The sequence below is a fragment of the Maricaulis sp. D1M11 genome (assembly GCF_047308265.1).
Taxonomy (GTDB): domain Bacteria; phylum Pseudomonadota; class Alphaproteobacteria; order Caulobacterales; family Maricaulaceae; genus Maricaulis.
This window is the reverse complement of the sequence record NZ_JBKQWY010000010.1, coordinates 201112-220229: the sequence shown is the minus strand read 5'-3', so window position 1 is coordinate 220229 and position 19118 is coordinate 201112. Positions and strand designations below refer to the sequence as shown.

At 58.4% G+C, this 19118-nt stretch carries 12 protein-coding genes; 1 reads left to right on the top strand and 11 read right to left on the bottom strand.

Annotation, left to right across the window (positions count from 1 at the left end; translation table 11 throughout):
* Positions 1–16: 16 nt before the first annotated feature.
* Complete coding sequence (locus tag RMQ97_RS14625; protein ID WP_413661636.1) at positions 17–484, top strand: MerR family transcriptional regulator; 468 nt, start codon at positions 17–19, stop codon at positions 482–484.
* On the opposite strand, the gene lspA is transcribed toward RMQ97_RS14625, so the two are convergent.
* From lspA to RMQ97_RS14570, 11 genes are all read right to left on the bottom strand, one after another.
* The gene (lspA, locus tag RMQ97_RS14620) at positions 471–998 is read right to left on the bottom strand and encodes a signal peptidase II (RefSeq protein WP_413661635.1); all 528 of its coding nucleotides are present in this window, start codon (positions 996–998) and stop codon (positions 471–473) included. The genes RMQ97_RS14625 and lspA overlap by 14 nt on opposite strands.
* A gap of 135 nt (positions 999–1133) precedes the next feature.
* Positions 1134–4274 (bottom strand): efflux RND transporter permease subunit, encoded by a 3141-nt coding sequence (locus RMQ97_RS14615; protein ID WP_413661634.1) that lies wholly within the window; start codon positions 4272–4274, stop codon positions 1134–1136.
* Complete coding sequence (locus RMQ97_RS14610) at positions 4258–5547, bottom strand: efflux RND transporter periplasmic adaptor subunit (RefSeq protein ID WP_413661633.1); 1290 nt, start codon at positions 5545–5547, stop codon at positions 4258–4260. Before RMQ97_RS14610 ends, RMQ97_RS14615 begins: the two co-directional genes overlap by 17 nt.
* A complete protein-coding gene (locus tag RMQ97_RS14605; RefSeq protein ID WP_413661632.1) occupies positions 5540–6859 on the bottom strand; it encodes a TolC family protein in 1320 nt (439 codons plus the stop codon). Before RMQ97_RS14605 ends, RMQ97_RS14610 begins: the two co-directional genes overlap by 8 nt.
* A 465-nt stretch (positions 6860–7324) precedes the next feature.
* A complete protein-coding gene (locus tag RMQ97_RS14600) occupies positions 7325–8020 on the bottom strand; it encodes an IS6 family transposase (RefSeq protein WP_413661631.1) in 696 nt (231 codons plus the stop codon).
* Positions 8021–8111: 91 nt separating this feature from the next.
* Positions 8112–8789, bottom strand: coding sequence for a DUF6946 family protein (locus RMQ97_RS14595; protein ID WP_413661630.1), 678 nt, complete (start codon positions 8787–8789; stop codon positions 8112–8114).
* Positions 8786–12136, bottom strand: coding sequence for a TM0106 family RecB-like putative nuclease (locus tag RMQ97_RS14590; protein WP_413661629.1), 3351 nt, complete (start codon positions 12134–12136; stop codon positions 8786–8788). The genes RMQ97_RS14595 and RMQ97_RS14590 overlap by 4 nt, the downstream gene beginning before the upstream one ends.
* A 144-nt stretch (positions 12137–12280) precedes the next feature.
* Positions 12281–12976 carry a hypothetical protein gene (locus tag RMQ97_RS14585; protein WP_413661628.1) on the bottom strand — a complete coding sequence of 232 codons (696 nt, stop codon included), beginning with the start codon at positions 12974–12976 and terminating at the stop codon, positions 12281–12283.
* A complete protein-coding gene (locus tag RMQ97_RS14580; RefSeq protein WP_413661627.1) occupies positions 12973–14238 on the bottom strand; it encodes a GIY-YIG nuclease family protein in 1266 nt (421 codons plus the stop codon). The genes RMQ97_RS14585 and RMQ97_RS14580 overlap by 4 nt, the downstream gene beginning before the upstream one ends.
* Before the next feature lie 11 nt (positions 14239–14249).
* Positions 14250–16334 carry a DEAD/DEAH box helicase gene (locus RMQ97_RS14575; RefSeq protein ID WP_413661626.1) on the bottom strand — a complete coding sequence of 695 codons (2085 nt, stop codon included), beginning with the start codon at positions 16332–16334 and terminating at the stop codon, positions 14250–14252.
* Complete coding sequence (locus RMQ97_RS14570; protein WP_413661625.1) at positions 16334–19039, bottom strand: class I SAM-dependent DNA methyltransferase; 2706 nt, start codon at positions 19037–19039, stop codon at positions 16334–16336. Before RMQ97_RS14570 ends, RMQ97_RS14575 begins: the two co-directional genes overlap by 1 nt.
* Between the last annotated feature and the right edge of the window lie 79 nt (positions 19040–19118).

Genomic DNA, 19118 nt, shown 5'->3' with positions numbered 1-19118 from the left:
TAGAAGCAAGAAGAAAATGACAAAAGAATTCAGTATCGGCAAAGCGGCAAAAACCTCCGGCGTCAAAGTGACGACGATCCGCTACTACGAGAGCGTTGGTTTGATGCCGGAACCGAGGCGGGTAGAAAGCGGCCGTCGGGTTTACGATCAAGCGTCAGTCGATCTTCTTGGATTTATCCGGCATGCCCGCGACCTTGGCTTTACGGTCGAGGCGATACGTGACCTGATCGAGCTGCAGGAAAACCCCGGCACCGATTGTACTCGCGCTGACGAAGTGGCCCGCCATCACCTGGTGGAGACGCAAAAGCGTATCGAACAACTGCGCGTTTTGGAGCGTGAGCTTAAACGTATGATCGATGGATGTGCAGGCGGCAAAGTCGGTAGTTGTGAGATCGTCACCAGCTTGTTCGATCACTCGAAATGCTTGTCAGATCATCAGCCCAAGCAGCCAAACAACAAGTGTTCGGCCACTAAGTGTCACTAGTGAGAGTTCGAGTTTCTCGCCATCCCAGAAGCAATAGAACGACTCCGAAGAATATGAAGACGTCAGCCATGTTGAAGGTGGGCCAACGCACAGCTTGCCATCCAAAATCAAGATAATCTGTAACAGCTCCGTCACCGAGCCGATCGATGGCGTTGGCCAACCCACCTGACGCGAACAAAGTACCAGCGATATCTGAAAGTTTTGATCGCTGCTGCGCAGTCCAATTCAAGACGGCAACGATGAGCACAACGGCCACAGCTGAAAGAAGATAGGGCGCGAACCAGTGATCGCTATCCAACACCCCAAAACTGATGCCTCTATTGTGTCCCAGCGTCAGATTGAACCCGGGTATCAGCGGCATTGATGTGCCGATATGAACGAGCAAACGATCGATTTGGGATTTTGCGATCAAATCGAACGCCACCAAGACCGCCAAAATGACAAAATAACTTGAGCGTATCCTTCGAAGACCGAACAACCTGCGTCGAATACTGGCGGGTCGAAATACTCGCATCTTTTATGTTCCCTCAAATTGAGTGAGTAACCTATTCATCCGTGACGCCTGTGCAGAATCAACTGGCATATCCGGGTGACCGGAGGATCTGGTGGTTGCGAGCATCAATTACCGCTCTACCAGACCCTCCTTCGGTCAGCTAGGTCGGCGATCAGAAACGCGTACGGGTGGATGTGGCGCGAACCATTTGTAGACCGCTGGTAAAACTAGCAGCGTCAAAATGGTCGACGTCACGAGGCCTCCGATAACAACGGCGGCGAGAGGTCTTTGAACCTCAGAGCCGATGCCCGTCGCGAACAGAAGCGGCATCAGGCCAAGCCCGGTCGTGGTTGCGGTCATTAATACCGGCTGAGCACGACGCACCGCTGCCTCAACACTGAAGGCATCTATGTCGGTGCGCTCCTTGGCGAAGCGATCAAGGAATGACACGAGAACCATCCCATTCCCCAGCGCTATACCAAACAGCGCGATAAACCCGACTGAGGCGGGAACCGATAGGTTCTGCCCGGTCAGCCATAGCGCGGCGATACCGCCGACCAGGGCCAATGGTATGTTGGCGATGATCAAGAGCGCACTTTTGAGCCTGCCGAAGCTGAACAGCAGCAACAAGAACACCACGCCCAACGTGACCGGGATCACAACAGCAAACCGAGCATTTGCTTGTTGTTGAAGCTCGAACTGGCCGCCCCACTCAACGAAGTAGCCCGGTGGCAATGCCACGTTCTCAGCGACCGCGGCTTGCCCCGCTTGCACGAAGGAACCGATGTCACGCTCGCGGACATTGGTTTGGATCGTGATGTAGCGCTGGCCGTTTTCACGGGTAACCTGTCTGGGGCCCTCGATCCGCTCTACCTGAGCGACCTGTCCCAGCGGAATAAGTTCGTCACCAGGGCCATTTAGGATGATCCGGCTGATACGCTCCGCATTCATACGGTCTTGCTCGCGGTAGCGAACAATGATGTCGAACCGGCGCACGCCTTCAAAGACCTGGCCTGCCTCGGAACCACCGATTGCGGTGCGTACGACCGACAGCACATCCTCAACATTGAGGCCGAACCGGCTGATCGCCTCGCGATTGACTGTGATGCGAAGCTGAGGCGCACCAGTCACCTGGTCGGTTTGAACATCTGCGGATCCGGGGATGTCGCGAATGACGTTGGCGATCTGCCCCGCATACTGCTCGAGAACAGACATGTCCTCTCCGAACAGTTTGATCGCAAGGTCTGCCTTGGTCCCGGTCAGAAGTTCATCGGTCGCTGCAGCGATCGGCTGAGTGAAATTGAACCGGGCGCCCGGGAAGCTTTCAAAGCTCTCGCTCATCATTGCCAGCAGCGCTTCTTGCGATCGAGCTGTCTCCCATTCACTTCGTGGGGCTAGCGCGACGAATGCTTCAGCACTGTTCACGGGGTCAGCATGAGCGCCAACCTCGCCGCGACCAACACGCGTCACGACACGCTCAACTTCAGGAAAGCTCTCGCGTAGTTGTTGCTCGAAACGTGTAACCGTTGCCCTCGCCTCCGGCAAAGAAATAGACGGCGCCATCGTCAACCGGACAAGAAGATCTCCCTCGTTCATGCGCGGTGTGAACTCTGAGCCCAAGCGTGGAAAGATCAGCGCGCCAATGATGAGCATGGCTGCTGCAAGCCCCAACGCCGCACGGCGCTTCGAAACGAAAAACTCGACCAACGGCGCAAAGCGGCGCTCATAGAAGTTTGGTTGCTCTGATTGCTTGGTTGCTGAGCCGAGTTTCAACCCCAGCATGGACGCTGCCGGTGCAAGCAAAACTGCAAACACCAGTGACCCCGCCATGGCGAAGACGACCGAGAAGGCGAGCGGTCGGAACGTCTTACCTTCAACACCCTCAAGCGTCAGGATCGGTATAAACACGATCACCACAATCAAGATTGCGAAGATCAGTGGTTGGAGCACCTCAGCACAAGCAGCAGCGATCAGCGCTTGTTTAGCCTCGCCTTTCTTGGCCGCCAGCAGGGCTCGATTGGCGTTCTCAACGATCACCACTGCACCGTCGACCATCATGCCGATGGCGATAGCAATACCACCCAGCGACATCAGGTTCGCGGAGACGCCGAAGACTTGCATGGCAACGATCGCGAAACCGACCGAGAAGGGAATAGAAGCCACAACGATAAGGCTTGGTCGCCATCCTCTCAGGAATAGAAAGAGGATAATCGCGACGAGCAATGCGCCCTGCCAAAGCGCCGTCGTCATGGTGCGCACGGCGGCACCTACCAACTCTGACTGATCGTAGTAGGGAACAGCCGTTACGCCCGGCGGCAGTGCGGCGTTGATACGCTCTAACCGGTCATGGACGCGCTCGATCACCTCATTGGTGTTCGCTCCCAACAGCTTGAGCACGAGGCCCGCCACGACTTCGCCCTGGCCATCCATGGTCGCAAGACCCTGACGCGGCGCACCTCCGATCTCGATGTTGGCGACATCGCGAACCCGGACAGGTACACCATCCTCAACTTTCACGATGATATCGGAGAGGTCACCAATGCCTTGGGCCAAGCCAACCGCACGAACGGTGTATTGCTCACTGTTCTCGATGAGAAACTGGGCGCCTGCGTTCGCGTTATTGGCCTCTACGGCCGCAACAACATCCTCAATCGCCAAGCCATAGCGCAACAAGGCATCGGGTCGAATATCGATCTGATACTGCTGCTCGAACCCGCCCAGGGAGAGGACTTCCGTGACGCCGCGAACGGTTTGGAGGTCGAACTTAACCTGCCAATCCTGGAGCGTGCGCAAGGCCACCCCGTCAACAGCCTCATCAGAGGTTTCTAGGAAGTAGAACAGGATCTGACCCAGGCCGGTGGTAATGGGCCCCATACCTGGGTCACCAAAGCCGTCGGGGATCTCGTCACGGGCTTGTTGTAGTCGCTCACCTACGAGCTGGCGTGCCCAATAGATATCGACACCATCTTCGAAATAGATGTTCACGACCGACAGTCCGAAGTTGGAAGTCGATCGAACTTCCTGAAGCCTAGGAAGACCGTTCATTGACGTTTCTACCGGGAAGGTCACGTACCTCTCGACCTCTTCCGGGGCGAGCCCCTCGGTCTCGGTAAATACTTGAACCAAAGTCGGCGTGACGTCCGGGAAGGCATCAACCGGCATTGAGCGGAACGTCACCGCACCGCCAATGATCACGAATGCAAACGCAAGGGCCGCGAAAAGCCGACCGCCCGCGATGCGATGCAAGAGCTGGGATAGACCTGACTCTTGTTTCGGGGAATTAGTGCGCGTGGCCATCGTCAAACTCCCCTTTTTGCAATTCGGCTTTGAGGGAGAAGGTTTCGGTCGTTGCGATCATCTCGCCAAGTTCGACGCCGGACAGGATTTCGGCATATTGATCGGCACGGCGACCAATACGAACCTCGCGAACCTCGAACCCATCTTCGGTACGAACGAAGACAACTGTTTCGCCTTCTACTGTCTGGATTGCTGAAACTGGCACACGCAATGTCGGCGTGGCGTCAGCTGCCGTCGCGTAGACTGTTACGAACATACCAGGGCGCAGTCTCTCACCGGCATTCTCGATGATGATGCGAGCTCGACCCGTTCGGGTTCGTTCTCCGATCTGAGGACTCACAAAATCGATGGAGGATTCGATCCTTGCTCCACCGTCGCCAACATCAATTGCCACGTGTGCTCCCTCGCGCAGGCGCCCCAAATCCGCTCCATACACGGCGGCATCAACCCAAACAGTGTTGGTATTCGCGATGATGAAAGCAGGGGGTTGAACGGCCTCTTCTAAGACCTCACCAAGCACCGCGTGGCGTTCAATGACTGTGCCGGAGATCGGCGCCGTCAATTCATAACGAGTCAGAGACACTTCCGTTGACGCCTCAACGCGCGGCAGTGTGGCAACATCAATGCCGAGAGCGTCTAGTTGTTGTCCTGCACTTCGCACATCGATGCGAGCTTCTTCCAGTGCTCGGCGGGCATCGAGAAAGTCTTGCTCGGCGGAAATCTGCCGCTCCCACAGGCGCTCTTCACGTTGGAAAGAGCTCTGAGCGAGATCTAATCTCGCTCGCGCTGAAAGATAACCAGCTTTCGCGTCGGCCAATGTCCGGCTGCTTAGAACCGCGAGAACATCACCGGCACGAACCCGGTCACCTTCAGCAATATTTACGCTTCGGACGACGCCTGAGACACGAGGCGAAACATGAGCAAGATGGTTTTGATCGAAGCCGACTTCTGCCGGCAACTCGATCACGCCATCCACGGCACCACGCGCCACTGGAGAAACGGCGATACCAAGTGCGTCGATTTGGTCCTGACTAAGATGAACTTCGGCACTTTCGCCATGTTCATCGCCATGGTCGTCGTCATCATGTTCGTCTTCACCATGATCGTCTCCGTCATGGTCTTCGTCACCATGGTCATCCTGAGCCTGCTCAGGATGAGTACCGGCGATTGAGCTGGATGGCGCTTCTTGATGTTCTTCTGCGTCTTGGCCACAGGCAGAAACCGCCAGCAAGCTGACCGTCACCAGAAGAAGTTTGGTTTTTAAGTTAGTCATTGTGCTCTTCCTCCGGGCTTGCGTTGACCATTCGATTTAGTTGCGGGGCACCAGCGAGCGCATCGAGTTCGATGAGCGCGCTAGCCAATTCAGATTGCGCGGAGATCAGATCCACACGCACATCGAAGTACGACCGCTGGATATCTAGGAAATTGAGAACGTCCAGAGCGCCTTCACGGTAGGCTTCCTGCGCTGCAGACAATGCGTTTTCTGACGCGGGAAGGATGTTCTCAGACAGTTGCTCGTGCGTAGACCGAGCACGCTCAAAGCGGCCGCTTGCAGATGCAAACCGGGCCAACAATGCACGACGCGTCGATTCCTCATCGAGCCTCGCAGCATTCTCTCGCGACGCGGCCGCCCGCACACCACCTTGATTGCGATTTAGCACTGGAATCGGGACTTCGACCGTTGCAACGAACGCTGTCTCATCAGTTCCGCCAAAACGTCGTACGCCCGCACCAACCGTAAGGTCGGGAATAGCCGCAGCGCGTTCCTGTCGGATTTCCTGCGCGCGCGCTCGTGTGATCGCGTGCAACTTCTGGAGTTCAGGGTTCTCGGAAATCCAGACATCGAGTTCAGCGTTTTCAAAACGCGACAAATCAAACGCATCCAAAGGCGAAACAAAATCCGCATCCAATCTTCCGCCAGACCAGATCGCAGCGAGACGATCGTGCTGCTCCGCCTGCGTGCTCGCAGCCTCATTTGCCGCGATCGTGGCGCGCCCTATGAGAACGCTGGCTCGGCTACGCTCTATTGGCGACGCTCGCCCTGCTTCAACACGTGAATTGATGGCGTCCGCCGAGTTATTGGCTAGCTCCAGCAACTCCAAGCGGACTGCAAGCGTCTCCGACGCAGCATGTGCAGCGACATAGGCTTGAGCCGTATCTGCGAGAAGTCGCGTCCGGTGAAGATCTCGGTCTGCGCGAGCGGCTTGTGCCCAGGCATTAGCAGCATCACGAGCTCTGCTTCGGTCGCCGCCCAGCGGTACAGTTTGATTGATCGACAGTGTGGTGTCTGCGTCTCCGAGCCCTTCACGGTCGCCGCCAAAATCTTCCACTTCGGCTACGAAAGTTGGGTTATCCCAGAGACCAGCTTGCCGTGCCTCCGACTCTACTGCGCGGATCTCCTCATCTGCGGCATTGGTGATTGGGTTGTTGTCCAAAGCGCGATTTAGCGCATCTGACAGGGTTAGTTGGCTCACGGCTTGAGCATCTTGGGCTACAGCCGTCTCCATACTCACCGTGGCTAACATCAAAGCAGCCATGGTGGTTTTGCCCAGCCATCTCGGCCAGGTCACATTTTCTATTCTCATAAGTGTAATTTCCGATTGGTTGTTTCAGTTGGACTTGAGGTCAGGCTGAAACGTCAATCGGGGGCTGGAATGGCGGCTCTAACGCGCGCGAAGAAACGCGATCGCTGGAGAGATCATACCGATGTTCCGTCTTTGGCGGGCTGACAACGGACGGGAAAGACCGACCATCCACCACGTGGTGGCAGACACCACATCCGTGAAGGGCGTGCTTGCCATGTTCCGTGTCAGCTGACTCACGGTCGTCAATATTCAACACGCTATCAACATGATGATCGTGATCAGGCGACGCAGCCAGCACGGTCTCGCCGCCCAATGAGATAGTCACGGCAATCAAAAGTATGAACTGCAAGCTGATCCGCATGCCGAGTTCTTAGTTTAAACTCACCTAGATTGAAAGCCCCGCCCTCCAGGCGGTGCTGTCAGACGAAAACGGATCGGTCTCGAAAGACCGGGATCGAACCTAACTCAGGCCGCGAGTTGACGCCATGCGGCCAGGGCTTGAGTACGGTTTTCCTTGAATTCTTCACGGCGGTAGAAATGGCGTTCGAGATTGAAGTGGTTGAGAACAGAGGATTGGACGGCGGCGAACTTTTGAAGACTTCGCATCGACCTGAACCGCGTCATGGTTTTTTCTCGCCGCCGCAAGGGTTGATGTGAGTTTTCGGCCCTGTTGTTGAGCCACCTCCCCGTCTCTTGGCGGCTCGAATTTCCAAGCTCGCGAAGCGCGGACCTGTAGGACGGAAGTTTGTCGGTGACGACAACCTCGGGCCGACCATATCGCTTCATCGCCTTGCGCAGAAACTTCAATGCAGCCTTGCGATTCCGCGTCTTGGTGACATACGCCTCAAGCACTTCGCCTTCGTGATCGACGGCGCGCCAAAGATAATGGAGCTCGCCGTTTATCTTCACGAAAACCTCGTCCAGATGCCACGCCCAATTCGAATAGAAACGGTTTTCAACGCGGCGCTTTCGGATTGATTTCGCGAATAACGGCCCGAACCGGTTCCACCAAAATCGCACCGTCTCGTGCGTGATATCGATACCCCGTTCGTGGAGCAGGTCCTCGACATTCCGAAGCGACAGCGGGAAACGGATATACATCATCACCGCAAGACGGATAATCTCGGGTGAGGTCTTGAAATATTTGAAGGGGTTACGCATCGAAGCAGGTTACGAATCCGGCCCTCATGCCACAAGGTCAAGTTCCTCTGACACCACCATCTTGATAGTCATGTGTTCCCCGAATTCGTTCTTATTCGTCCAGATAGCGCGCTTCACCGGCTACCCAGGCGAGATGCAGTGTTGGATTCGTCGCCCCCGGCACCTGCGCCCAGCCCGATCCGAGCGGCTCTGATCCGAGGCGCCTGGCAAAGCGTTCAAAGTCGTCACGCCATCGTGCCGTAGGCGAGAAGGAGTGCACCAGACAGACCGCGTGCTGCGCTCGGAAGCGGCGCGCTTCAATCACCGCGGAAGCCGTGCGGTGGAAGAGCTGATATCGAAGCGCCGGATCAAGCTCGCCTTCTATCCCGAGCGTCGTTCGCAAGGCGTCGAGCCGGGTCAACTTTCCGGGGCTTGCACGCTCCAGCCATTCGCCGAGGGTCGGGCCAAATGGCTCGTCGACTTTGCCCTCAACCATGACCGCGGCCAGCCCTTCTCCGACACCACAAAGCAGAAAAGCATCGTTCTGGCTCGCCGCTTTTCCTCCCGGGAGTTCCACCTGGTGCTCCGGAACAGCGAACAGCGGTTCTGGTTCGACCCCGAACATCTGTTCAAGACACCTGGAAATCTCCGGTGGACAGCCACCGGCGTCTTCCCAACTGTGTGCCATGGTCCGCGCCGAGTAGCCTTTCTTCCAGTGAAGATCAGGTTTGGCGAGAAACATCTTCCAGTCCTCGGCTCCGGCCGTCGGGCGATAGATGCAATTTTTCATCGGGACACCCCTTTTTGCCAATCACCGGAAAGACGAAGCTCGCACAACGTATTGACCAGCTTCATCTGCTCTACGCTTGCGCAAGGCACTTCCAGCAGCCTCGGGCTGGCGAAGACCAGGGCCAGAGCCTTGGCGCGCGAGACCGCCACGTTAATTCGGTTCAATGAAAACAGGAACTCCAGATTGCGCGGCAATTCAGATGCGCTGGAAGTTGTCATGGAAACAAGGCAAATCGGTGCCTCCTGGCCCTGAAACTTGTCGACCGTGCCAACCCGCACTGCCGATGGAAGAGCGAGGCGCAGAGCATTGACCTGCGCGTTATACGGGGCAACCACCAGTATGTCGGCGTGCGTGAGCGTGCGTTCCTCGCCGTCCCGGTCGACAAAGCTTCCACCAACAAGCTGTTCAATCTGTCCAATGATTGCAGAGACTTCCTCCTCCGACACCTGGGCATTTCCGGTGTGCTCGACCGGGACGAAATGCGCCCCTAGCCGGAGTTTTCCGGCTGCGTCATGAAGGCGCTGCTTGGAGGCGCCGGCGTCATTTCCCAGCCGGCTTTCATAAACCGTCTTGGAAATGAAGGCACAGACGCCATCATGCATGCGACGACTGGTAGGCAGAAAAACACCCCGGTCATTCGGCACCGTGCGATGCTCGCCCAGAAGATATTCAAGACAGGACATGCCGCTCTGGCCGGGATGTGACCCCTGGACCGGTTGCGGCAGCTGCATGGGATCTCCCACCAGCACGATGTTCTCGGCACAACGGCTCATTGCCATCAGATTGGCGACAGAAACCTGCCCGGCCTCATCGATGAAGAGATAGTCGAACGCGTTCTCGTCGTAACGTGCAAAATGCCATGCCGTGCCCCCGACAATGGCGGCCGCATCAATCTCGGGGTCCTCATTGTCAGTGACTGTCAGAATGCGATCATGTGCGAGCTCGACATCGCCATCGCGGACTTTCTGCACAATCTGTCCTGTAACGGCTGCATCATCCATGCGCCGGGCTGTCGCCAGCAGCAGGTTCTCGATGGCCTTGTGCGAATTCGACGAGATCGCGATCCGCTTGCCACTCGCCACCAGGCGGGAAATAGCCAACGCGCTGACATAGGTCTTGCCGGTTCCGGGAGGCCCCTGAATAGCCAGCGTCGAGCGATCAAGCTGCTGGATCGCCTCAGCGATCTGCTCAGGCAGGTAGCCGATTCCTGAGAGAATTTTCTCTCGTTCATCCTGAAAGCACGGCTTCTGCCGCGTCATGAAGCGTTTGAATGCGTTGATGCTGGTGTCTTCAGCAAGCAAGAGGTCGCTGGCGGACGCAACCCCCTCTACCAGGATCTTGTCCCTGATCGGACCCGGCGGCAGGAGATCGATCTCCGCCGGCGGTGGCCCGGCCTTTCCCGGGAACTGAATGAACACTTCGCCCCGGTCATGATCGAGTTCGAGAACCGAAACGGTGATAGGCATTTCTGTCGGCTTCAGACTTGCTTTCTTGCCTTCCGCGATCTTTGTGTCCTGAGCTGGAAAGCGGTAGCGCTGCCGGTGAACCCCTCGATTCCCGCGCTCTGCCTCTCCAATCGCCTCAAGTTCGGCAAGGCAGTCGAGATCATCGACCAGATCTTCACTGTCCTTGGCCAAGCGGTCGAATATCGCCCAATAGGCCGGCTTCTTCTCACGTCGGTGAAAGGCATTGAGGTCGATGACGAGTTGTGCTGCTTCATCACCGACAATGTCTCGGAGCGGAGCCAGTCTGGCCGCATTCGCCACATCCTCGGCTTCCTCCTCTGCAACACGTTCTAAGTCGGGGCCTTCATGCCCGTCCCCGTCCAACAAGTCGGGCCAGGAAAGGTCCGCAGGGCGCGCCTCGTCGATCAGCCAGTCACGCAGCAGCTGGGTCGAGATACAGTCGACTTCGTTGTAGTCCCGTATCTCCTGAAGAATGGCGTCATCGCCGGTCTCTCGCCACTTTTCGTAGGCCACCACGCTTGCGCCAGCTGTCGCCACCTCGCCTTCGCGTTTCTCCATGTAGAAGGCTTCCAGGTCCTTGATCGAGTACCCGCCCTCGGACACGCGTATCGAGCCGGTCACCACGCCGTAGAGATCAACGAAGACCTTGTCGCGCTGGAACTGGTCGAGCAGCACCTCATGGCTCCGGTGTACCTTGGTCAGCTTGCGCAGGGCGGTGATCTCATATGGGGCGTAGTGATAGATGTGGGCGCCGGGGTAAGCGGCCAGCCTGTCGCGGAAGAATTTCATCAACGCGTCCAGGGACCGGCCTTCGGCTTCCCGATCATGGGCCCAGAAGTCCCGGAATTGCCACGTGCCGCCCTCACGGAACCAGACGCCGTGCAGGTATTCGAGGCCACCCTCGAAATAGGGATCGCCCTCAATGTCGTAGAACATGTCGCCTTCATCCGGACGGGGCAGGCGGTTGAACCCGCGGCCCGGCTCAAGCGGCAGCCGTTCGAAGGCCGGAGGCCCGCCCGCGCGACGGGCTCGCTGGAGGCGTGCATGTGACACCAGCTTGTCCTGGGTTCGCGGTGCGAGCTTGGGTATGCGTTCCTGCACGCCCGCAAGCTCGCTGATGGTTGTGATGCCAGCGGCCTCGAGCTTTCGGCGCTGGCTGGTCAGAACGCCCGGCAGCAGGACCAGACTGTTTGCCGCCTCCCATTCATTCCGGCAGAGTTCGCGCCAGCGACAGAGATTGCAGGCCGGCACCGGCTCTGGCCGGGTCTGGGGCCGTGTGCTCACGAAGGCCTCGAAGCGCTCTCTGGCCAGACGCGCATAGGCCCGGACATCATCCAGGCGCACGGTATATCGTTCACCCGATCCCAGCTTGAGGTGGGCACGTTCAGGCGCGACACCCTGGATGTCGGTCAGCAAGTCGGAGTAGAGGCACAGCTGCAGGATCTGGCCGGGTTTGGGCGAGCGGCTCAGCTTGGTATCGGCGACCTCGTAGCTGAAGGCGCCCAGCTCTGACGGACGCTCGACCCGGTACAGGAAATCCGCATATCCACCCCAGCGCCCTTCAGCGCCAAGAGCGGCCTGAGCCACGACCTCTCGGCCTGATCGCAGGGCCTCAAGCGTGGCCTCATGTTCCAGTTCCGGCGACGCAAATTTGCGCTCGAGCTCGACCACGTCCAGTCCTTCAGCCCGCAGTCGCTCGGTGAATGACGTCTCGTGGGCGTGGCCCTGGTCCTGAACGAGACGCTTCTCGTCATCGTCCGCAGCCGGAGTGATGTCACCTTGTTCCAGATAACGCAGATCCAGCGCAGTCGCATGTTGGCACCCCTGAAACCGCATCAGGTCTGACGCGTAGAAGTTCAGGTTTCCGTTGGTCTTTTTCATCTGCCCCTCGATGCGCACGTTTACCGTGTAACATACTCTGCAACCGTGGGGCGACAAAATCTGTCACTATCGAGCGTGAACATCGAAGATTCTTGAGTACGACCGGCGCCTGCCGCCCGGCTCGGGAGCCGCACAAAGCGACAATCACTCATCGGTACTGGCTAGCGCGCCGCGAACATTCTCTAGAACGTGCGAGACTACTCCCTTTGCATTCCGAACATCCGTCCAGAAGTGTTCATTCTCATTAACGCCAATCAAGTCTTTCATGATTTCATTGTCGCTCGGTGCCGATGGATCTCGCGGACCGATAGGCGGGATAACATCGCTCAAACAGCGGAACGCTCCGAATGCCACTATCTCGTCGTACGAAATGGTCGTTGGACGCAGCACCACCTCGCGCTGTGAGCCTTTCCAATCACGAATGCCTTTGAATTCGACACTCTCCGCAGCCTCGAGTCGCTTCACTTCCTTCATGAAATATGGGTCCGCATACACAGCAGCCAGATTCAGGATCACCTCGCAATCGCTCGGATCCTTCTCGAGCAGAAACATGATCTTTTCACGATCATTCGGGCTTTGACGAAATGTCTTTGCGACGTCGCGGGATAGAGTCCAAGCGGATCCGTCTTGTTGAATTTCATCCAAAATGAATTCCTGGGACAAACCCGCGTAGAGACGCACTTGGCGATAGACTGGCTGGTCAACTCGCTTGAACGCGTCGGGGAGATCCGAGCTCGCCGAGATCAGTTTACAGAGCTTCTTGGCCTTGTCCTCCATACCCCGCTGCCACTGGTTTATCGCGCGGATCAAATCGGCACTGAACGGTGAGGTATTGCTCATGAGCTTTCCCATGTTTTTTCCTCGCCCCGCACAATCCGCTGCTCCGCCGGATCATACCGATATTCATGCAGCGTCCCGTTTGCGATCAGTTTGACCGCCTCCGCCACGTGTTCGGGCAGGACGTAGAACCACTCTCGCGGATGCACGCGCTTTCCAAACCGGTCCATGATGACGAGGCTTGATGGACGCGCCACGTCGAAGAAGCGGTGCAGCAGGGATTCAATCTTTGTGCGGCTCAGATTCTTGAGCTCATAGGTCGCGACGATGTCGACATCGGCCAGCAGAAAGGTCGCGTCATTGCGGGCATCGGCCACGCGGCGTCTGACGTCCTGGGAGGTGACGCCAATCTTGTGGAGGATGTTGCGAACCTCAGCGATCTCCGGTCGCGTGGACTTGCTGCGGGCCACATAGATGGTCCCAGTCAGCTCAAGCGCGTCTTCCTGCCATTCAGGGTCCAGCGGGCCCATTCCGGGGCGGTGCACATATCGAGCGGTCCTGTCGGTCGCCAGCGCCTTCCTGAGCGAGGAAACGAGGGGGTCGTTCTCCATACCGTTGGAGAAGATGATGCGCAGCCGGTGGTCGGGCTTGCCGCCCCGACGGGACAATTCCGTCTTCTCAGCGATGTAGGCGAGAAGACCTCGATGGATGAGATAATCGCCCTCATGGACTCGCAGTTCCTGGCCGTCCTGGATCGGGCTGACCATGCGCTCGCCACTTTCCAGCCTGGCCTGCATGTCCGCGAAACCCTGCTCGAATTGACCGAAGTCAGGACAGGGAAACATATCGGCGCGGTGGGATGGCTTTTCCCGTTCGGCGGACGGCGTGACGTGCCGCAGGGTGGTCACCGCCTCGGAGACCTCCTCATCATCGTCGTCGAAAATGTCATCGAGACTGGCCGGGACGTCATCCTCGCCCGGTTCGTCGCGCCAAGACGGCTCAGGTTTGGCCGGGGCGGATACCGACCGGTCTGGCGCGGACGCCTTGTCTCCGCCCAGAAGCCCGTTGCGGTCGGCCGCCGCCATGGCTGCTGACGGACTGGTCCGAATGGATCGCCAGATCGTGCCCAGTTTCATCTCCTCCAAGTCGAGGCTGTTGTCGTCGGGCAATCGACCATGGCGCTCCCAGAAGACGTTTACCTGGGCCACGATCTCGGCATTGCGGTTGTCCGGGGTCGAGCTCGCAGAGGCGCGCTGGCGGATTTCGAGCAGGCCGAACTCGTCTTCTTCATCAAAGATCTCATCGAGCGAACGATAGCGGCTCATCTACGCGCCCCTCATGCCGGCGCATCCGCGCGGGCCCGCTCGGCCTTCTTGTTGCGGATATAGGCGTGGGCTTCGGCCAGACGCTTTTCCAGCGGGTCTTCGGCATGAGGATTGGGCTCACGGCCCTCCTGGGCCCGAAAGCGCTTGATGCGCGGCCACAGGACGAGGGCTTCGGATTCCGTCATCTGGATCCGCTGGGCGACCATCGCGTTCTGGATGGTCTTGAGCAGCGGCGTGTCGAGTGCGCGGGAGGCAACATTGAAGCCTTCGCGGAACGGGTTCACGGAATCGATCAGCTCGATATCGAGGTCCTGCACATTGATGAAGCGCTTGACCATATTCATCAGCGACAGGTTCGGACCCTCCTCGCCATCGGGATCGTCATGGTTATAGGTCGAGCCCGTCTCCTTCACGTTCAGGCCGTCGCTGGCGTCCTGCGCCTCGCGTTTGGCCATGCCGATCAGGTTCATGCGGGCGGCCAGGTCCTGGCGCACGGCCTCGGTCTCGTCCGGCGTCAAACCCTCGTAGGAGGTCTCGACGATGTCGGTCAGCACCATCTGGGTTGCGACCTCCGGGTGGACGTCATCGGCAATGACGCGGCGATCCATCGCCTGACACGCCTTGGCGACCAGGTCCTGCATGTCGTTCTCGACGATCGCGCGGGCGCGTGCTGTCGGCGGCTCGAGCAGTCCGCCAATGCCGATATTCACCCGACCGTCTTCGTCGGTGAACACCTTCTCGCGGATATCACCATCCTCGCGGCGATAGAATTTGAAATTGGGGGCCAGGACCTGCTCCATCAGGAGCGCGCCGGAAATGGCCTTGAGCATGTCATTGACCGCATCGGCCACAACCGTCGTCTCGACACCCGGTTCCGCAACGAGGTTAGTGAACTGGGCGTGGCCCTTGCCGCTGGCATCGCGCGTGGCCCGGCCGATAATCTGCACGATCTCGGTCAGGCTGTTGCGATACCCGATGGTCAGCGCATGTTCGCACCACACCCAGTCGAAACCTTCCTTGGCCATACCCAGGGCGATGATGATGTCGACCTTGGCCCGATCCGCCTCGTCATCGCGCTTGCCGTCCGCGCCAAGGTGTTCCTTCTGCAGGGCGGCTTTCACACCGTCGCGGCCGGGGCCGTCATCCACCAGGTCCGCGATCTTGAGGGTCTTGCCGTCGGAGCGGCGGCGCACGAGATCAAAGCCGGTGTCCGGTTCCTGGCCGACATGTTCGCCGATCGCGCTCATGATGGCACCGACCTCATTGCTCTTCTCGTCATAGGCTTCGGCCGAGCCTCGATGTGGGATATGGATGATGGTCTTCTTGTCGGTGTCGAGCACGTCCATGATCGCGGAAAGATAGCGACCGCGATAAAAGGCGTAGGAAATGCCAAGCGACTTGAGGTGTTTATAGCCCTCGAGCTGCTCGTAATAGGAATAGGTGATCGAGCGGAACTTGGCCTCGTCCTCGGGGCGAAGCACCGGCACGCTGTCGCCGCGAAAATAGGAGCCGGTCATCGCCATGACGTGGGCGCGCTCCCGATCCAGCAGGCGACGCAGGATCTCGCCCAGGCGGTTGTCATCGCTGGCGGCCACATGGTGGAACTCGTCGATCGCGATCAGACAATCGTCAAAAGCCTCGACGCCGCGCTCGTTGACGATGGCCTCGAAGGCAAAGCGGAAGGTGGCGTGGGTACAGACCAGAACCTTGGCGTCCGAATCCATGAAGGCTTCGAAGGTCTTCACCTTCTGGGCATTCGCCTTGGCGTCATCCTCACCGGACAGGCACAGATTCCAGCGCGGCTCGACCTCCCAGTCCGCAAAGAAGCCGTAGGAAGTGAGATCTGTCGTCTTGAAAGATCCGCCGATCGAGGTCTCCGGTACGGCGACGATGGCTTTCTTGACGCCCTGGTTCTCCAGCTTGTCCAGGGCCACGAACATCAGCGCCCGCGACTTGCCGGCGGCCGGGGGGGCCTTGAGCAGGATGAACTGGGCCGCGCGCGCCTCGTAAACACGGGCTTGCATCGGGCGCATGCCCAGCGCGTTCGACGCGGCCGCGCCGGAAGACCCGTAGGTCATGCGGATGAGATCCACCATCAGGCTGTCTCCTTCGATGTCTTGTTCGGCTTCAGCTTCTCCACTCGGGCAGCATAGAGCTTGAAGAGTTTTTCCAGGCGCTCCGTATCGGTCTTGAACGGACGGCCGATATACATCGTCTCCAGCAGCTCATCATTGCGCCGGTGAACCTCGCGCAGATCATCCGGCATCTTCTCCGGATCATAGAGCTCCGCGATCGTCTTGGGATGGTGTAGATAGCGCGTCTTCAGTATGTCCCGCGCCGAGGCGTTGAGCGCTTCAAGCTGGGCTTCGGTAAAATTGGGGACCGGGAAGGTGTTCCAGCCGAGCGTGTTGGAGTAACGGAAATCCGATTTCAACTTTCCGCATACCGTGCCGATCCAGACGAGGTGCAGACGAGAGGCGATCAGGGCCAGGCACCACTCGGGGGCGTCGTAGAGGGCGAAGCTGAGATTCGAGACGATAACCTCGGCATCCACACGATCGACTGGCAAGTAGGGACGCCGTTCGGAGCTCACGCTAGGAACGAGAAGGGCGTGCGACTCACTGGTGAAGACCTGTTTGAAGCGATGGGATAAGGGTAACAATTTTTCGCGGACGTACTTGTCCGTACTCTTTGCGCGAAACTCGGCGACCCGATCTATTCGCTGGCTTATCGACGCGATCGACCTAGCCTCAACGACATCGTGTTCTTGTATCCAGAGGCAATATCGATGAAAGCCGTTGACGACCTCCTTTGAACCCATGAATGGCCGGATAAACTTTGAGGCCGAGGGCGCCTCAGCAAGAAGCTGGTCCTTCTCCTCAGCCGACAGGATAAGGTGCCCGCCTTCGACTGGCTTGTTGCCGTAGTCCATCGACGGCAAACCGAAAAACCCCTTTCGCGTACCTTCCACGGAAACATCGGGACTATTGACCAAATAGCCGTTGATGTTTGCCGCCGCAAAATCGGTCCCGCCAACGATAAGACGCTTGGGCGCACCAGATCGATTCCTGACGCCAATGATCGAACAGACCACGGCAGCATTGGACTTCGCGTTATTGCGCCATTTGAAATCCTTGTGCGCAAAGCCGATCTCGAGATCTTCTCCAAGCACGTGTGGCCAGAGCGCCGCTACCGAATAGCCTTGGCAAATCGAGTTGGTCGCAACGAGTGCCGCCTTTGCCTGTCTCGCTCGAATATAATTCGAGGCTTTGAAGAACCAGGCCGCAACGAAGTCGAATGCGGCGTAGCTTTGCACCCGTCCGGCAAAGACGAAGGCAAGATCTGCCTTTTGCGCCTTGGATTGATAAGTCGAACCCAGAAACGGCGGGTTCCCTGCAATATAGACTTCCTCATCATCTCGCGGAGGCGGGCACACATCTTCCCAGTCTATCCGCAGCGCATTGTCGCAAACGATGTGGCCGCCATCGCGCAAGGGCAGCGGGCTGGCCGCAGCACCGAACATCTTCTCCATCACCGAATTGGCCTGGTATTCGGCAATGAAGAGCGCCAGCTTGGCGGTCTCGGCCGCAAAATCCGTGATCTCGATGCCGTGGAAACTCGCCAGTGAGATGGATGACCACATCTGGCCCTGGGTTTCGCCTTTCAATGCCTTGAGGCGATCAAGGATCTTCATCTCCCGGGCGCGCAGCTCGCGATAGGCGATGACCAGGAAATTCCCCGAGCCGCAGGCCGGGTCGAACACCCGGATGCGCGAGAGGCGGTTTAGGACGCGTTCCAGCGCTGCCGGCTTGTCCCAGGCTTTATCGATGTCCGCATCCACATCATCAAGGAAGAGCGGCCCGATGACCTTCAGGATATTGGGCACGCTGGTATAATGCATGCCCAGCTCGCCGCGCTTGTCCGCCTCGGCGATGGTCTGGATCATCGATCCGAAAATATCCGGGTTGATGTCGCGCCAGTCCAGATCTCCCAGATCGCGGAAATACCCCCAGGCGATTGCATCGAACACCGGGCAGTCGATCGGCCCGGCAAACAGGCCGCCATTCACGTATTCGAACTCATGCGTCCAACCCGGCAGGTCTGCACGCTCGCTCGCGGGCCGGTTCATCGCCTGGAAGGCGTGGGCGATGGCGATATGAGCCTCCGCGCCCTTATGGCCTGCGTGATTGACGATCAGCCGGGAGAACTGGTCCTTGGGGAAAATCCCGACATCCTCGGCAAAGAGGCAGAAGATCAGCCGCGTCATGAACTGGTTGAGCTCGTGGCGCCGCTCCGGAGCGCCCCAGTCCGGGTTGAGCTTGAGGAAGGCGTCATAGAGGTGGGCGAGCTTGCGGGTCGCACTGATGTCGACTTCGTTCTCATCCGCTGCCTTGAAACGCGTCATCCCCGCCGCGGGCAGGAAGAAGCCGAAATGCCGGTGCAGCTCGTTGAAGGCGCAGCGCAGGGTCTCGCGGGTGGCCGGGTTTTCCGCGACCACCATCTCTCCATTGCTCGCGATCAGGATGGCTGGCTTGTGCTGGACGGTTTTCTTGTCGGTGCGAAGGAGATCGATCGCGGCATCCACTTCGCCGGATACGGCCGGCAGGAAGTGGAACTTCTTGTTCACCAACACACCGCCCGGCAGTTTCGAGCGATTGAGCGAGCGCTGGCCAGGCCGCAGCTTTGACACCGTTGCAGGCGCATTCCCCGTGGCCGCGGCAAAGGCGAAGGGAAACTCGTCCGGGTCGAAGGCTTGTCTGGCAATGGCCTCGAGGGCGTCCGCGATTTCTGTTGGGCTCATGGATGGCTCGTGAATGCAACAAGTGCGACCAACCTTATGCAGTTACAGCCAAGACGCGCAATAACTCAAGTGTCACCGG

Bases quoted from the DNA above. Each gene is read 5' to 3' on its own strand.
- RMQ97_RS14595 (WP_413661630.1), bottom strand. From the start codon at position 8,789: ATGAAAAATTGCATCTATCGCCCGACGGCCGGAGCCGAGGACTGGAAG.
- RMQ97_RS14575 (WP_413661626.1), bottom strand. From the start codon at position 16,334: ATGGTGGATCTCATCCGCATGACCTACGGGTCTTCCGGCGCGGCCGCG.
- RMQ97_RS14580 (WP_413661627.1), bottom strand. From the start codon at position 14,238: ATGAGCCGCTATCGTTCGCTCGATGAGATCTTTGATGAAGAAGACGAG.
- RMQ97_RS14625 (WP_413661636.1), top strand. From the start codon at position 17: ATGACAAAAGAATTCAGTATCGGCAAAGCGGCAAAAACCTCCGGCGTC.
- RMQ97_RS14570 (WP_413661625.1), bottom strand. From the start codon at position 19,039: ATGAGCCCAACAGAAATCGCGGACGCCCTCGAGGCCATTGCCAGACAA.
- RMQ97_RS14585 (WP_413661628.1), bottom strand. From the start codon at position 12,976: ATGAGCAATACCTCACCGTTCAGTGCCGATTTGATCCGCGCGATAAAC.
- RMQ97_RS14600 (WP_413661631.1), bottom strand. From the start codon at position 8,020: ATGCGTAACCCCTTCAAATATTTCAAGACCTCACCCGAGATTATCCGT.
- RMQ97_RS14610 (WP_413661633.1), bottom strand. From the start codon at position 5,547: ATGACTAACTTAAAAACCAAACTTCTTCTGGTGACGGTCAGCTTGCTG.
- RMQ97_RS14615 (WP_413661634.1), bottom strand. From the start codon at position 4,274: ATGGCCACGCGCACTAATTCCCCGAAACAAGAGTCAGGTCTATCCCAG.
- lspA (WP_413661635.1), bottom strand. From the start codon at position 998: ATGCGAGTATTTCGACCCGCCAGTATTCGACGCAGGTTGTTCGGTCTT.
- RMQ97_RS14590 (WP_413661629.1), bottom strand. From the start codon at position 12,136: ATGAAAAAGACCAACGGAAACCTGAACTTCTACGCGTCAGACCTGATG.
- RMQ97_RS14605 (WP_413661632.1), bottom strand. From the start codon at position 6,859: ATGAGAATAGAAAATGTGACCTGGCCGAGATGGCTGGGCAAAACCACC.